The organism is Bacillus sp. CFBP9009 (assembly GCF_036541465.1).
GTDB lineage: Bacteria > Bacillota > Bacilli > Bacillales > DSM-1321 > Peribacillus.
The window spans coordinates 832,568-848,482 of record NZ_JAZHFU010000001.1 but is presented as its reverse complement, the minus strand read 5'-3'; the positions used below and the strand labels follow the sequence as shown (position 1 = coordinate 848,482).

Genomic DNA, 15,915 nt, shown 5'->3' with positions numbered 1-15,915 from the left:
ATTTAAGGATTAAGAAACTATGATAACGCTTTCTTTTAGAAGAAGTAGTAAAAGGGGAAAAAGTGGTTATAGCCATTTTTCCCCTTTTACTACTTCTTCAACTTAAAATATTCCTGCAAAACTTCGAACCATACGTAATGCCCTTGGTCATTGGGATGGATGTTATCATTAGTCAGGATATCAGCCAATCTCATATTCTTTTTACTTAGTTTCTTCTCTATTTCTTCTTTGCTATTCAAATAAGACCATTTATTCGTTTTGATGACCTGCTCGGAAGCTTGAATATAATCCAAATAATTCAACCCTAAACTATTCTCCGTATTACCATTTGCGACTGGGTTTGGTGAAAGTATTAGAATCTTTGCATTTGGCAGCTCTTTCTGTAACTTTGCCATGATGCTTTCCAAATCTTTTTCCGTCTGTTCTAAGCTTAATGATTGATAATGATTATTTATCAGCGAATTTTCAAAAATAATTAGATCGGGATCATCTTGTATGACCGCTTCAATTTTCTTTCCTTTTATCAAATCCTCTGTTGAATACCCCTCATGTCCATGATTAATGAAACTTAGAGTTTCTAAATCATCACGATCTGCTCGCAGACTCTTCTCTAAGCGTCCAGCCCAACTATTGGAAGTCTTACTTGCCCCGGTTCCTGAGGTACCGTTACTTCCCAATAGGGAAACAATAACCCCTTCTTGAGTCAGAGACTTATAATGCAGGTAATCTATTAACGGCTGTTGTTTATTATTTTCCGGTTTTAAACTTTGTATCAATGCTTCCCTTTCTTCTTTTTCCTCTTCTTTCACTTTTGCTGCAGCTTCCCTAGCCTCTGCCCCTGCTGCCTGACTTATGTTTTTCCAATGCAAATGGCCAAAAACCAGTACTGCTAAGCAAATTCCAGCGATAATGATTAAACCATATTTCCTCATCTTTACCTCCCATATTTAAACATTAATGACTGACATGGAAGTCTTATAAAATAGAGCAAACTCTTATTAGAGTTTTTTGAGTACGTTGCCTAGACTCTATTTCACTTTTTTTGGTTATTTTTCTCTCATTAATTATAACTATCAAATTTTCAGCAACAAAGAATATTTTTCCAATTTATTCCGACAACACTCGACATTGTTGTAATACCGTCTTCGCCTTTTTAGGGGTATTTTATTATCTGGGGAGCAATTACTCACATAGGATAGCTCTACCTGATTTGGATACTGGATTAAGTGGTATGAGCAGGTGTTGAGATGGCACAAGTTGGTCGTACTTCGAAAAAGGCTATAAAATCCAACATCATATCAGAATCAGGTAAGATTAATTTATGATTATATTGTTTTCATGAGAAATCCTTAAGATTCAATTTGTCTGCTTAAATCTTAAGGATTAAATTGTAAAGTAATTGCTTCTAATGTCTCATATAAAAAGAAAGCGCTTTCACTTATAATTATCACAAGAAAACCAAGCCGAGAGGTGTGTTCTATATGATAGGTGAAAATGAAGGGAATTTCTTTAAAGGACTTTTGTTTGGTACATCTTTGAGCATACCGTTATGGATTTCTTTTATTGGATGGATAAAATTGATCATTAATAGTTTATTTTAGGGCCCTAGGGCTCTTTTTATTTTGATTTCTCTACGAGCATGAAAAGCTATACTGTACTATCCTAATACTAGACACGAATCCCCATCAAATTTTTAACCCCATGTAAACTATGTTATGGTTTTATTTGTTTTAAGTAATGTTATTGTATTTCCAGTTTCCTTCTCTCATTTTCGTTGTATGATAGAAAAAAAAGGAGTTTTGGGAATGATTATTCTGCAGTATATTGGAAAAGTTTTTTCATTCATGCATAAGGATATACCGGAAACTCATGTTAAATGCCATGTTTGTGCAGGTACAGGTGCCTACGATATTTATACGGATTGTCTTACCTGTAATGCAGAAGGGTTAATAAGTAAAGTTGAGTATAATAGGAGGCTTGAAGAGGGTGAGATTTAATGAATTTCATGAGTCGATATATGTAATCAAAGAAGCAGTATTGGCTATTGCTTCTTTTTTTTGTTCAAAAACGGTACCGTTTGCCCCTCACCTTAAAAGGGTATTTTAATTATCAGGGGGGATACATATGACAGCAGTTACTCATATTGGATTGGCTGTACCTGATTTGGATGCTGCGATTAAGTGGTATGAGCAGGTGTTGGGATTCAGGTTATTGGCAAGTCCCTTTTCGTTTGATACGGGTGCGGAGAAAAAATATAATATGACGAATGACCTTCTTGATGAATATGTTAAAAAGATGCACGCTCATATGATGACGGATAATGGAGTGGGGATTGAGCTTATTGAGTTTCTGGAATAAAAGCCGCGATTATTCCGCATTGCCATTTACTTTTGTCGTTTTGTACCGCCTCCATTTACTGTCGGTTTCACAGAGGCTGTTTTATCTTCTATATCATTTGACTTTGATACGTACTAGATCTAATTAAGATTATTTAAATTCAAAAAATCCAGCATTTCTGCTGGATACTCCAAAGTACCAATCACTTAACCAAATTCAATACTTCTAGAAGTCTACCATCTGAATTATAGTTAAAAGTGACCGTCTTATCATCATGAATGTGATAGCTTAAACCAAAAAACTCACCGTCTTCTGGAAATTTTTGTATAAAATCCTCGAGTTGTTCGGAATTTAGTTTAACGACCATAGGTTCCTTCCTATTATGTAGAGAATCTTCTACCCTCTCCATTACAGTCTCTGTAAATCTACCCATAATTAACTCCTTTAATCTCTCATTTCCCAAATAATATACCTTATAAATGGTAAATAAAAGGTCCTTAATTAAAATTTCATAATAATGACACGATTTCTTAACAACTCTCCCAAACATCCGACAGTTTTACCATAATTGACAATTTGATTAATTAATTTCCATTTGAACTGCGCGGTTGTTTCATGCAAGGTTACTTCCCCTCTACAGAAGGGTTCTGTATAGGTAGGAACATGATCTAATAGCAATTTGATAATACATTCCGCTCTAAGACCTAAGTGTGTTGTATTTCTTGAATAATAAGTGACCTCCATCCTGATTTTTGTTTCTAAATAAATTAATACGGGCTAACTATTAGTCAATATTACTTAGATTTATAGTGATCACTTAATTCTTATAGATTGTTCTCTATAACTTTAGTAAAATGAGAATGATAATTACTATCAATTAAGGAGAATAACTATTATGGGTGTACCTTTGTTAAAAGAAGAACTTCCGGTTGTTAATAAAATCTGGTCACGTGATTTTATTATGATTTTCTTGGCTAACTTTTTTGTTTTTTTATCCTTTCAGATGACTTCCCCGACCCTTCCGCTTTTTGTCAAAGAGCTTGGCGGCAATGAACGGTATATTGGGTTAGTTGCTGGCATGTTTTTATTTTCTGCCCTGATTGTCCGCCCCTTTGCTGGACAGGCCCTGGAATCAAAAGGAAGGCGTTTTGTTTTCCTGTTCGGTCTAGCTCTTTTGGCTGTGGCAATTGGTTCGTTTGGATTTATGATGAGTATTTTCCTGCTTTGTGCAATGAGGGTTATCCAAGGGATTGGCTGGGGATATACGACTACGGCATCAGGCACGATTGCTTCCGATCTTATTCCAGCAAAGCGTCGTGGTGAGGGAATGGGATACTTCACTTTATCAGGAAATTTGGCGATGGCTTTTGGTCCTTCATTTGGACTTTTCTTAGCGGATGTTTTAACCTTTCAACATTTGTTTTTATTTTGCGGAGTATTAAGCCTGGCAGCTTGGATCATGGCTTCAACAATTACTTATAAAAAAGTAGATCATGCTTCTGCCCCAGTTAAAACTAATAGGTTTGACATTTATGAAAAAAGCGCTGTTGCTCCGTCTGTTCTTGTTTTTTTCATTACGGTAACTTTTGGCGGGACTGCTACCTTCTTACCGCTTTATACAATTGAAAAAGGTCTGACAGGTATTCAAGGATACTTTTTTCTTTACGCTTTAGCTCTTATTTTCACACGTATGTTTGCTGGAAAGATCTATGATCAAAAAGGACATCAAGCTGTCTTCATTCCATCTACTCTTTTTATCGTAGTGGCGATGCTATTGCTAGCCTGGATGCCAAGTAACATGATTCTGTATTTGGCAGCTATTTTTTATGGCATTGGATTCGGTGCTGTCCAACCGGCTCTTCAAGCGTGGTCTCTTGAACACGCTGCCCGAAACCGAAAAGGCATGGCCAATGCCACTTTCTATTCCTTCTTTGATCTTGGAATCGGTTTCGGTGCCATCCTCTTCGGACAAATCGGCTATCTTTTCGGGTATATAAGCATTTACATAATGGCAGCAGTCTCTGTGGGGATTTCAATAGTGGCTTACTTATGGATTTTAAGAAAAATGAAGTAATTACACATTAGGGACATCTTTATGGATGTTCTTTTTTTCTGAAAACAGAAATGATCATGTAGAACAGTTTATCGTATTTGCATCCGCACATTTTTTAACCCCATGTAAACTATGTTATGGTTTTATTTGTTTTAAGTAATGTTATTGTATTTCCAGTTTCCTTCTCTCTTTTTCGTTGTATGATAGAAAAAAAAGGAGTTTTGGGAATGATTATTCTACAGTATATTGGAAAAGTTTTTTCATTCATGCATAAGGATATACCGGAAACTCATGTTAAATGCCATGTTTGTGCAGGTACAGGTGCCTACGATATTTATACAGATTGTCTTACCTGTAATGCAAAAGGGTTAATAAGTAAAGTTGAGTATAATAGGAGGCTTGAAGAGGGTGAGATTTAATGAATTTCATGAGTCGATATATGTAATCAAAGAAGCAGTATTGGCTATTGCTTCTTTTTTTTGTCCAAAAACGGTACCGTTTGTCCCTCACCTTAAACGGGTATTTTAATGATCAGGGGGGATACATATGACAGCAATTACTCATGTTGGATTGGCTGTACCTGATTTGGATGCGGCAATTAAGTGGTATAGTAGGTGTTGGGATTCAAATTATTGGCGGGTCCCTATTCGTTTGATGCAAGTGAGGAGAATGAACCTAATATGACGAATGATCTTCTTAGTGATGAAGTTAAAAAGATGCGTAATGCTCATGTGATGGCGGATAATGGAGTGGGGATTGAGCTTTTTGAGTTTGAGGAGCCGAGAATGCCTAAAGGTGAAAGTCGCGGTTATGAGGGCTTTTTTCATATTTGCTTAGTATCGGATGATATCGAAAAGCTGGCTGCTGATATTGCTGCTTCTGGCGGTAAAAGGCGAAGCGATATATGGAATACCTGGGAGAACAAGCCCTATTATTTAATCTATTGTGAGGATCCTTTCGGCAATATCATTGAGCTTTACAGCCGAAGCACGGAATTGATGTATGGAAATAAAGATTGAGACAAGAGCAGCCCCCAATTTATTATTGGGGGCTGCTCCAGTATTCCTATCACTTTTTAACCGTTACTTTTCTTGCTTCGCTTACGTTTTTCGCTTTGTCTTTGGCATAGGTATATAGGTTCTTCCCGGCTTTTTGCTTGGGGATTTTAACCGAGAATGTGCCTTTAGTTGTTGCTGTGGCAGAGCCGATCACTTTTCCTGATGCTTTGATGGAGACAGTGGAGTTGGCTTCTGCTTTGCCGGTTACTTTTGTCGTTTTTGTGGTTACGGTGTTGACCGTAGGTTTACTTGGTGCAGTTTTGTCTGCGACGGTCACGGTTTTGATCGAGCTTATATTTCCTGCTTTATCGGTTGCTGTAACGGATAGGACTTTTCCGGCTTTTTGTTTTTTTGACATCGTTACGGTGAAATTCCCTGCACTGTTGGAATTTGCTTTTCCTAGAACCGTACTGCCAGTTTTGACAGTGACGGAAGAGCCCGCTTCCGCTTTGCCGTTTACTTTTACGGTATTGTCACCTACCGTATTTACCGACGGTCTTGCAGGAGCCGTTTTATCTGCCACTTTAAATGAAACAGGTACACTTTTGTTTCCCGATTTATCGATGACCCTAGTAGAGATGGTCGTTCCGGCTGTTTGTTTTGCAATAGTCGCCGTAAACGTTTTTTCGCCGTTGATCTTCACTGTGGCGAGTTGTTTTTTATCGGTATAAATGGAGACGGTACCCGTTTTGAAATCGGTCGGGATTTTCCCATTGATCTTGGTGTCCTTATCGGATATTGCGGTCACGGCCGGTTTGGTCAGAGTCTTCATTTCCAATGCTTTTTTGGCATTTACCCGCCCGTTTCCATAGTAGATGTCTTTCCCTTTTGCACCTAGGTCCAAGGCTGAATCATAGAGGCGGTATTCGACCTCTGTTGTGTTGAGTTTGGGCTCATGGGACCAAATCAGTGCCGCTACACCCGCCACCATCGGCGTGGCCATCGATGTTCCGCTCATCCAGCCGTATTTACCATAAGGCAGGGTCGAAAGGATATCATCTCCAGGGGCCGCAATATCGACCGTTGAATGGTAGTTGGAATAACTGGGACGCTTGTCCCTTGAGTCAGTGGCAGCAACGGAAATGACGTGGCTGAATGCGGCTGGGTACACACGCTGTACACTTTTCCCCATATCCCCTTCATTCCCGGCAGCAGCGACGATCAGGACGCCTTTTTTATAGGCTTCCTGGACGGCCTTGTTCAACGCTTCCGAATAACTGGTGTCTCCTAAACTCATATTGATGATGTTTGCCTTTTGCTGAACGGCATAATGTATCGCTTCAATGATATCGGCCGTATCGGCATACTCCCCATCAAAGACATTGATCGGCATTAGTTTAACGTTCGGGGCAACACCCGTTCCGCCTATGCCGTTGTTCGCAGAACCGGCAATGATGCCTGCGATATGCGTTCCATGCGCCCCTTTTGGTACGATATGCTTCCGATTGCGTATCGTATCATAGGCATTGACGATCCTCCCTTTTAAATCTTCGTGGTTGCGATCGATGCCATCGTCAATGATGGCCACGATCAATTCCTTCGAGCCCATTGATTTTGTCCACGCTGCATTCGTACCAAGCTTTTTATGGTGCCACTGGTCTATGTAGGCTGGATCGTTCGAACTTTCCATCTTCTTGAAAAGATAGTTTGGTTCTGCATATTCCACATTCTTCTGTTCTTCAAGTTCCTCGATCAGGTTGTCCGTTGTTTCCCCTTTAGGAACCTCCACCTTTTCTATCAACTCGTTGATTGGCTCATCGTTTTCCTCTTTATACTTGACGATGACGCCATCAGATTGCGGCGTTTCTTCTGCAGAAGCAGAATCTGGCTGGTAGATTGGCAGAATCATAAACAGTAATAATACCGGCAATATGCCCTGAATAAATTTGTGCATACAATCACTCCAAAAAATATGATTAAGAATAGCTACCGATGAGGGTTGATCATGAACCAATTCTACTATTATTCCTAACTAGATTGTATACCGTCTGATTTAGATTTACTAACCTTTTTATCTAGTTAAATTAACTTATTTGCACAACAAAAAAACCGCTACAAAGCGGTTTTAGTTTGTCGACAAAATGGGGTCTACCTAAATTTTAAAACAAAGCGGTAGTCAGTAGGTAATGATTTTACTGTAAAATTTGTACTTTGATTTCCACTCCAGGCACTCGCTTTCCGCGGGCGGTCCGGGAGCCTCCTCGACGCTTCGCGCCTGTGGGGTCTCCCCTGGACTCGCTTTTCCCGCAGGAGTCTCGTACCTTCCGTTCCAATCAACTTATTCAGATAGAACACTTTTGTCTAAACAAGGGGGTCGAAGTATCCCACCCCGAATCCTTTTTTTAAAAGAAGACTTGTATATTCTTCATGTTTTTTACTTTTTATATGGATGAAACACTAGATTGAAGAAATTTGCGACACTCCTGCCGAATTACTGGCTAGCCGAGACACCGCAGCCGCTTGCTTTGATGCGGCTTGGCAGACAGTCGGCGGAAAGGGAGCGGATTTCTGAAATCAACTGGAACTTTTTCGAATAAAAAAACTGCAGACAAACTCGTTTTTCCTCGAGTTTCCCTACAGTCTGAAACCGCTATAAAGTGGTTTAATGTCCGCCTAAATAGGCATTCTTGATTTCTTCGCTTGCAGTCAGTTCCTCTGATTTGCCTGATAGGACAATTCGGCCGGTTTCGACAACATAGGCTCTGTCCGCGATGGATAGTGCTAGGTTGGCATTTTGTTCGACCAGCAGAATCGTTGTACCTGTTTTGTTGATTTCTTCGATGATATTAAAGATTTGCTTCACCAATAATGGCGCAAGTCCCATGGATGGCTCGTCCAATAACAGAAGCCGGGGCTTGGCCATGAGTGCCCTGCCCATTGCGAGCATTTGCTGTTCGCCGCCGGAAAGGGTTCCGGATTGCTGTTTCAGTCGCTCTAGCAAACGCGGGAATAATTCATAGACTTTCTCCATATCCTGCTTGATGCCTGCCTTATCCTTACGTAAATAAGCACCAAGCTGAAGGTTTTCTTCGACGGTCATGTTAGCAAAGACCCGCCGGCCTTCAGGGACATGGGAAATGCCCATTTTCACGATCGATTGTGCTGCCTTTCCGCCGATGGATTGCCCTTCGTATACGATTTTCCCTTGTTTTGGTTTTAATAGGCCGGAAATGCTTTTAAGCAGCGTGCTTTTCCCAGCTCCGTTCGCCCCGATCAGGGTTACGATTTCGCCTTCGTTAATAGAAAGCGAAATTCCTTTCAAGGCTTGAATGTTTCCGTAATAGACGTTGATGTCCTCGATTTTTAACATTATGAAACCTCCTCGCCCAGATAGGCCTCGATGACTTTTGGATTGTTACGGATTTCCTCTGGCTTTCCTTGAGCGATCAGTTGTCCGTGATCGAGTACATATATGCGTTCGCAAACACCCATGACGAGTGGCATATCATGTTCTATCAATAATACGGTCAAATCAAATTTCTCACGGATGAGGGCAATCAGGTTCATGAGCTCATGAGTTTCCTGAGGATTCATCCCCGCAGCCGGTTCATCCAGCAAAAGCAGTTTTGGGTTGGCTGCAAGTGCACGGGCGATTTCCAAACGTCTTTGTTTACCATATGGCAGGTTCTTCGCCTTTTCATCCTTATATTGATCAAGGTTGAAAATCTTCAGGAACTCAATCGCTTTTTCATCCATTTCCTTTTCGCCTTTAAAATGGATCGGCATGCGGAAGATCGAACTTAAGATATTATGCTTCGAAAGCGAATGATAGGCCACTTTTACATTATCGATCACGGATAGTTCACTGAATAAGCGAATGTTCTGGAATGTTCGGCTGATCCCTTTTTGCGTGATTTTATATGGAGGCAGTTTTCTTAAGTTCTCACCTTCTAAAGAAATCGTGCCTTCCGTCGGAACGTAAACTCCTGTCAGCAAGTTAAAGAAAGTCGTTTTTCCAGCGCCGTTCGGCCCGATCAAGCCAATCAGTTCTCCTGGATATAACTCGACGTTAACATCAGAAACGGCTTTAAGCCCCCCGAACTGGATGCCGACCGAATCGACTTTAAGCAGCGGTGTTTTTATTTTTTTCATGGCTGCTTCCTCCTTTACGTTTGAACATGGATGTTATTTCTTTTGTCCCCATTAAGCCTTGTGGGCGATAGAGCATCATCACGATAAGCACAAGGCTGTAGATGATCATTCGTGTTTCCGGATAATCCTGCAGGAAAGTCGTTACGACCGTCAGTAATATCGCGGCCAATACGGCACCGGAAAGACTTCCAAGACCGCCAAGCACGACTAGGATCAAAATATCAAATGATTTCAAGAATCCGAAGTTCGATGGCTGGATGATATAGAAGTTATGAGCGTAAAGCCCTCCGGCAATACCGGCAAAAAAAGCACCGATCGCAAACGCGACAACTTTATAATACGTCGTGTTGATTCCCATCGAATCGGCAGCCGTTTCGTCCTCGCGGATCGATATGCAGGCCCTTCCGTGGGTCGAGCTAGTAAAGTTTCGGATGACGATGATTGTTACGATAACGGAAGCGAATACCCACGGCCAAGTGGTCAAATGGGAAACCTGCATGCCGCTCGCCCCGCCGACATAATCGATATTCAACAGCATGATCCGGACGATTTCCCCAAAACCGAGGGTCGCAATCGCCAGGTAGTCACCTTTTAAGCGTAAGCTTGGAATTCCAATGATCAATCCGGCCAGCGCTGACGCCAAACCGCCAACTATCAATGCTGCATAAAATGGCATTTCCAGCTTCATCGTCATAACGGCTGAAGCATAGGCACCGACTGCCAGGAATCCGGCATGTCCGATGGAGAACTGCCCGGTTATCCCGATAATCAAGTGCAGGCTCGCTGCCAGAATGATATTGATCCCGATGAACATGAGCGTATTTTGATAAAAAGGATTTAGCGATCCGCCGCCGATTAACACTTGAATTGTGGCGAAAAAGATCAATGATAGTGAAATCGAGAGCCAAAAACCTTTTGCTCGCTTAATTGTAGTCATTGCTTTGTCTCCCCTATACTTTTTCTTTTTTGTTTTTACCGAATAAGCCTTGTGGCATGAAAATCAAGATAAGAATCAGTACGACGAAGGCTACAGCATCACGCCATAATGAGTAACCGGCGGCACTGACCAAAGCTTCGATGACACCTAGCAATAAGCCACCGACCATCGCGCCCGGTATAATCCCGATCCCTCCAAGTACGGCGGCAACGAATGCCTTCAATCCCGGAAGCACGCCCATGAGCGGCTCGATCTTGATATAGTAAATACCGAAAATGACGCCTGCTGCCCCAGCCAATGCGGAACCGATTGCAAAGGTGGCAGAAATCGTGTTATCGACATTTATTCCCATCAGCTTAGCTGCATCCGCGTCGAAGGAAACGGCACGCATCGCTTTTCCTATTTTTGATTTATGAACGATGATTTGAAGGATGATCATAAGAACTACGGCCACTCCAAAAATCAAAACCGATTGGCTATTGATGGAAACTCCAAAAATATTGAATTTTTCTGTTGGCAATACATCATTCGGATAAGCTTCCGGCTGTGCACCGCGGACGTAAATGAATCCGTATTCGATCAAAAGGGAAACACCGATGGCAGTGATAAGTGCCGCAATACGTGTTGCGTTACGCAATGGCTTGTACGCGATACGCTCGATCAAAACCCCAAACAGCGCACAGACCGTCATCGAGATTAATAGGGCGGGAATGAATGACAGATCCAGAACCGTTATCGAGTAAAACCCAACGAATGAGCCGACCATGAATACATCGCCATGTGCAAAGTTTATCAATTTAACAATCCCGTAAACCATCGTATATCCGAGAGCGATAAGGGCATAAATACTTCCTAGTGAAACCCCGTTTATTAACTGTTGTATCAATTCCATGTTCGACTCTCCTTGAAAATCTAAATTTTATAAGTGATACGTCCAGGCTCTTTGCATTCCACTTAGGGGATGTTCAGCGAGCTGGTATGCTTGAAAAATGAGAATTCGCCAGCACCTTCTTATTAATGAAGGGCCGGCGAAAGGGTTGGAGTTGTTCTCCGAAATTAAGGATTGATTTTTGTGTTGAATACTTGTTTTCCCTCTTTAAATTCAAGGATGGTAGCAGATTTGATTGGATTATGTTTTTCATCCAATGTGAATGTACCCGTTACAAGCTCAAGGTCAGCCGTTTTTTCCAGCGCTTCTTTGATTTTTTCTGAATCCGCTGAACCAGCACGTTTAATCGCGTCTGCAAGGAAGTATCCTGTGTCATATCCTAGAGCGTTAAATGCATCCGGGGATTTATCTTTGTACTTCGCTTTAAATGCTGACACAAAATTCTGAATTTTCTCATCAGGATCACCTGAAGAATAATGGTTCGTGATGAATGTATTATTTAGAGCTTTTCCACCGGCAATTTCAACTAGCTTAGGAGAATCCCAGCCGTCGCCGCCCATGAATGGAACGTCAAGTCCAGTTTCCCGTGCCTGCTTCACGATCAGACCAGCTTCCTCATAGTAACCAGGAAGGAAAATGAAATCAGGTTTTGCCGATTTCAAACGAGTCAATGTGGAACGGAAATCAGTATCCTTCGCAATGTAAGCTTCCTCAGCAACGATCTTTCCGCCATTTTTTTCGAATTGTTCTTTAAAGGCTGCGGCTAACCCTTTTGAATAATCACTTGAGCTGTCAATATAGATGGCTGCACTTTTCGCTTTGATTTCTTTAGTGGCAAAGTTCGCAGCTACCGTCCCTTGGAACGGATCGATGAAGCTTGTCCTGAAAATGTAATCATTCAATTTATCCTTGCTGAAAGTGATTTCAGGGCTTGTACCAGAAGGTGAGATAACCGGCACTTTATTATCTTGGGCAATCTGTACTTGTGCAATCGAGTTTGTGCTTGTAGCTGCACCTACGATCGCTGCAACCTGATCTTGTGATGTCAGCTTGATCGCTCCGCTTGTCGCTTCGGACGCTTCTGATTTATTATCGACTTTAATTAGTTTGATTTTTTTACCGTCAATGCCTTCTTTATTGATTTCTGCAGTTGCAAGCTCCAGGCCTTCTGCAATCGATTGTCCATATGAAGCGACACCGCCTGATAATTCAAGGTTGACACCGATCTTGATCGTATCTCCATCCCCGCTTGATTTTTCTGATGAACCAGAGCCGGAACAACCCGCTAGCACTCCTGCAGCAAGTGTTAGAGAAAGGAATGCACTTGCTAATTTTTTCTTTTTCATAAATAATCCCCCCATTTTGTAATCAAGCTCTGATGCATGAATATTTATTCATGATGCTTCAGAAAAAAATTGATTAGATGAAATGTTTCAAATTAAATTAATATTTCGAAAAATAGTTTACCGCATAATTTTCATTCCGTCTATACAATAATTTCGAGAAGATTTCGCTAAATAGGATATTTTTCACAGGGAGTACTATATCATTTTATTTTTATATATTTTAAATATTGCGAAAATAAGCGGTATAATCAGAAAAAACTGATAATTAAATTATATTGATATTGTAAACTCCTTATTTGCTGATCAAAAAATTTTATTCATTCTCTTATTTTTTTCATCCTATTAATTACATTTTTACCAAAATACAAGTATATTGGTAGGGAATTAAACCCAGTTTTTTCGTTGTTTTTTAGTCTTAATTCCTATATCAAAATTGAATAATACTATACTGGATGTATAAAATCATGCATGAATATCCCCTACTTTTATCTCCCTGTATATTATGCATATCTCGATCATCAATAAAAAAACCGCCAAACGGCGGTTCCTGACTGTAGACAAACTCGATAATAATTGATTTTCGGAAAAATCGAACGTTGATTGGAACAAAGTGCACTCGCTTTCCGCGGGCGGTCCGGGAGTCTCCTCGGCGCCCTTTACGCATGTGGGGTCCTTGGACACGCTTTTCCCGCAGGAGTCTCGCACACCCGCTCCAATCAACTCCTTTTGACTACAAACTCAAACTGCCAAAAGGCGATTCAGTGGCCTCCTAAATAGGCCATTTTTATTTCTTCACTTGAAGTGAGTTCCTCGGCATTGCCCGACAGGACGATTCGGCCCGTTTCAACTACATAAGCCCGATCTGCAATCGATAATGCAAGGTTGGCGTTTTGCTCGACCAAAAGGATCGTTGTTCCGGTCTCACTGATTTCCTGGATGATGTTGAATATTTGCTTCACCAAAAGCGGTGCAAGGCCCATCGAAGGTTCATCGAGCAGTAATAACCGTGGTTTGGCCATTAAGGCCCGGCCCATTGCAAGCATCTGCTGTTCACCGCCTGAAAGCGTGCCGGCCTGCTGTTTGATTCTCTCCAGCAGCCTCGGAAATAGCTCATACACCTTTTCCATATCATTATTGATGCCATCTTTGTCTTTCCGCAAATAAGCCCCAAGCTCCAGGTTTTCGGCAACCGTCATGTTGGCAAAGACACGTCGCCCTTCAGGTACATGGGATATGCCCATTTTCACGATGGACTGTGCAGCTTTTCCTCCAATTGGCTCGCCTTCGAACAGAACCTTTCCCTGCTTTGGTTTTAACAGACCGGATATCGTTTTGAGCAACGTGCTTTTTCCCGCTCCGTTCGCCCCGATCAAAGTCACGATCTCGCCCTCGTTAATCTCCATGGAAACCCCTTTTAACGCTTGGATATTGCCATAATAAACATTGATGTCCTCTATTTTCAGCATCAGGAAACCTCCTCCCCTAGATATGCCTCGATAACCTTTGGATCGTTGCGGATTTGTTCCGGCTTTCCGTGAGCGATAAGCTGTCCATGATCAAGAACATAAATCCGTTCGCATACCCCCATGACAAGTGACATATCATGCTCGATGAGCAACACGGTAAGGTTGAATTCTTTCCGGATAAAAGCAATGAGGTTCATTAATTCTTTCGTTTCATGCGGGTTCATTCCTGCTGCGGGTTCGTCCAGTAAAAGAAGTTTCGGGTTGGCGGCAAGAGCACGCGCGATTTCCAGCCGCCTTTGCTGTCCGTATGGAAGATTCTTGGCTTTTTCATCCTTAAAATGGTCAAGATTGAAAATCTTCAAGAATTCCAGCGCCTTTTCATCCATTTCCTTTTCCCCTGAAAAATGTCCGGGCAGCCGGAATATGGAGCTTGGAATTTTATGCTTGGCAAGCGAGTGGTAAGCAACCTTCACATTATCGATTACGGATAACTCACTGAAGAGGCGAATGTTTTGAAAGGTCCTCGAGATCCCTTTTCGGGTAATTTTATAAGGCGGCTGCTTATTTAGATTTTCCCCGTTCAAGGCAATCGTTCCTTCAGTTGGGACATACACACCCGTCAATAAATTGAAGAAGGTCGTTTTCCCAGCTCCATTCGGCCCGATCAGGCCTACAAGTTCCCCTGGAAATAATTCCACGTTCACATCGGACACAGCTTTCAACCCGCCAAAACGGATACCCACCGAATCTACTTTAAGCAACGGTATTGTGGCTTCCATCCTTTGGGCCCCCTTTCGTTTTTTTATGTGTGAACAATGCCGTGATTTCTCTTGTTCCCATTAAACCCTGCGGGCGGAAAATCATCATTAGGATCAGGACAAGACTGTAGATGATCATCCTCGTTTCCGGATAATCCTGAAGGAATGTCGTCACGATCGTCAGTAAAATTGCGGCCAAAACCGAACCTGAAAGACTTCCAAGACCGCCAAGTACGACGAAAATCAGTATATCGAAGGATTTTAGGAAACCGAAATTCGATGGCTGGATAATATAGAAATTATGGGCATAAAGCGATCCGGCGATTCCGGCAAAAAAAGCTCCGATGACGAAAGCCGCCACTTTATAATAGGTCGTATTGATTCCCATCGCATCAGCGGCCGTTTCATCTTCCCTTACGGATATGCATGCCCGTCCGTGAGTCGAATTGGTGAAATTCCGGATGACTAAGACGGTGATAATCACACAGGCAAAAACCCATGGCCAAGTAGTCAGGTGGGATACCTGCATCCCGCTTGCCCCGCCTACATAATCAATATTCAAAAGGACGATCCGGACAATTTCCCCAAATCCAAGCGTAGCTATCGCCAGGTAATCCCCCTTCAGACGCAAGCTCGGTACCCCGATCACCATGCCCGCAACAGCGGCTATTACGCCCCCTGCCAATACAGCTACGATGAAAGGCAGTTCCAGCTTCATTGTCATGACTGCCGAAGCATAGGCCCCTACCGCTAAAAAACCTGCATGTCCGATCGAGAACTGCCCGGTTATTCCAATGATTAAATGCAGGCTCGTCGCCAGCATGATATTGATGCCGATGAACATGAGCGTGTTGATATAAAATGGGTTGAGCATACCGTTTGAAATGGTGTACTGCATGATTCCGAAAAAAATAAGTGCGAGCACGATCGAGAGCCAAAAACCCTTTGAATTCTTTAAAGTAGTCATCGCCATGTCTCC

At 42.0% G+C, this 15,915-nt stretch carries 17 protein-coding genes; 6 read left to right on the top strand and 11 right to left on the bottom strand.

Annotated features, from left to right (window positions below; translation table 11 throughout):
• Window positions 1-89: 89 nt before the first annotated feature.
• Window positions 90-932, bottom strand: coding sequence for an SGNH/GDSL hydrolase family protein (locus V3595_RS04355; protein ID WP_485905526.1), 843 nt, complete (start codon window positions 930-932; stop codon window positions 90-92).
• An 873-nt stretch (window positions 933-1,805) separates the two neighbouring features.
• Between V3595_RS04355 and V3595_RS04350 the strand changes: the two genes are divergently transcribed.
• Entirely contained in the window at window positions 1,806-1,997 is a 192-nt protein-coding gene (locus V3595_RS04350; protein WP_485905525.1) for a hypothetical protein, read from the top strand.
• Between the two features lie 127 nt (window positions 1,998-2,124).
• Entirely contained in the window at window positions 2,125-2,358 is a 234-nt protein-coding gene (locus V3595_RS04345; RefSeq protein WP_485905524.1) for a VOC family protein, read from the top strand.
• Between the two features lie 181 nt (window positions 2,359-2,539).
• On the opposite strand, the gene V3595_RS04340 is transcribed toward V3595_RS04345, so the two are convergent.
• Window positions 2,540-2,770, bottom strand: coding sequence for a hypothetical protein (locus V3595_RS04340; protein WP_485905523.1), 231 nt, complete (start codon window positions 2,768-2,770; stop codon window positions 2,540-2,542).
• Between the two features lie 462 nt (window positions 2,771-3,232).
• On the opposite strand from V3595_RS04340, the gene V3595_RS04335 reads away from it, so the two are divergent.
• From V3595_RS04335 to V3595_RS04320, 4 genes are all read left to right on the top strand, one after another.
• Window positions 3,233-4,411, top strand: coding sequence for an MFS transporter (locus tag V3595_RS04335; RefSeq protein WP_485905522.1), 1,179 nt, complete (start codon window positions 3,233-3,235; stop codon window positions 4,409-4,411).
• Between the two features lie 206 nt (window positions 4,412-4,617).
• A complete protein-coding gene (locus tag V3595_RS04330; RefSeq protein ID WP_048681418.1) occupies window positions 4,618-4,809 on the top strand; it encodes a hypothetical protein in 192 nt (63 codons plus the stop codon).
• 127 nt (window positions 4,810-4,936) lie between these two features.
• Window positions 4,937-5,074, top strand: a complete 138-nt coding sequence (locus tag V3595_RS04325) for a hypothetical protein (RefSeq protein WP_485905746.1) — start codon at window positions 4,937-4,939, stop codon at window positions 5,072-5,074.
• Window positions 5,023-5,409, top strand: a complete 387-nt coding sequence (locus tag V3595_RS04320) for a VOC family protein (RefSeq protein ID WP_485905732.1) — start codon at window positions 5,023-5,025, stop codon at window positions 5,407-5,409. The genes V3595_RS04325 and V3595_RS04320 overlap by 52 nt, the downstream gene beginning before the upstream one ends.
• A 49-nt stretch (window positions 5,410-5,458) precedes the next feature.
• On the opposite strand, the gene V3595_RS04315 is transcribed toward V3595_RS04320, so the two are convergent.
• The 9 genes from V3595_RS04315 to V3595_RS04275 form a co-directional block, all read right to left on the bottom strand.
• A complete protein-coding gene (locus V3595_RS04315) occupies window positions 5,459-7,342 on the bottom strand; it encodes a S8 family peptidase (protein ID WP_485905521.1) in 1,884 nt (627 codons plus the stop codon).
• Between the two features lie 708 nt (window positions 7,343-8,050).
• A complete protein-coding gene (locus tag V3595_RS04310) occupies window positions 8,051-8,758 on the bottom strand; it encodes an ABC transporter ATP-binding protein (RefSeq protein WP_101222746.1) in 708 nt (235 codons plus the stop codon).
• Window positions 8,758-9,540 carry an ABC transporter ATP-binding protein gene (locus V3595_RS04305; protein WP_101222747.1) on the bottom strand — a complete coding sequence of 261 codons (783 nt, stop codon included), beginning with the start codon at window positions 9,538-9,540 and terminating at the stop codon, window positions 8,758-8,760. Before V3595_RS04305 ends, V3595_RS04310 begins: the two co-directional genes overlap by 1 nt.
• Window positions 9,512-10,477, bottom strand: a complete 966-nt coding sequence (locus V3595_RS04300; RefSeq protein ID WP_485905520.1) for a branched-chain amino acid ABC transporter permease — start codon at window positions 10,475-10,477, stop codon at window positions 9,512-9,514. The genes V3595_RS04305 and V3595_RS04300 overlap by 29 nt, the downstream gene beginning before the upstream one ends.
• A gap of 13 nt (window positions 10,478-10,490) precedes the next feature.
• Window positions 10,491-11,369 (bottom strand): branched-chain amino acid ABC transporter permease, encoded by an 879-nt coding sequence (locus V3595_RS04295; protein ID WP_485905519.1) that lies wholly within the window; start codon window positions 11,367-11,369, stop codon window positions 10,491-10,493.
• Window positions 11,370-11,533: 164 nt separating this feature from the next.
• The gene (locus V3595_RS04290) at window positions 11,534-12,712 is read right to left on the bottom strand and encodes an ABC transporter substrate-binding protein (protein WP_485905518.1); all 1,179 of its coding nucleotides are present in this window, start codon (window positions 12,710-12,712) and stop codon (window positions 11,534-11,536) included.
• Between the two features lie 758 nt (window positions 12,713-13,470).
• Window positions 13,471-14,178, bottom strand: coding sequence for an ABC transporter ATP-binding protein (locus V3595_RS04285; RefSeq protein WP_137020395.1), 708 nt, complete (start codon window positions 14,176-14,178; stop codon window positions 13,471-13,473).
• Window positions 14,178-14,957, bottom strand: a complete 780-nt coding sequence (locus V3595_RS04280) for an ABC transporter ATP-binding protein (protein ID WP_485905517.1) — start codon at window positions 14,955-14,957, stop codon at window positions 14,178-14,180. Before V3595_RS04280 ends, V3595_RS04285 begins: the two co-directional genes overlap by 1 nt.
• Window positions 14,932-15,903 (bottom strand): branched-chain amino acid ABC transporter permease, encoded by a 972-nt coding sequence (locus tag V3595_RS04275; RefSeq protein ID WP_485905516.1) that lies wholly within the window; start codon window positions 15,901-15,903, stop codon window positions 14,932-14,934. Before V3595_RS04275 ends, V3595_RS04280 begins: the two co-directional genes overlap by 26 nt.
• Window positions 15,904-15,915 lie beyond the last annotated feature (12 nt).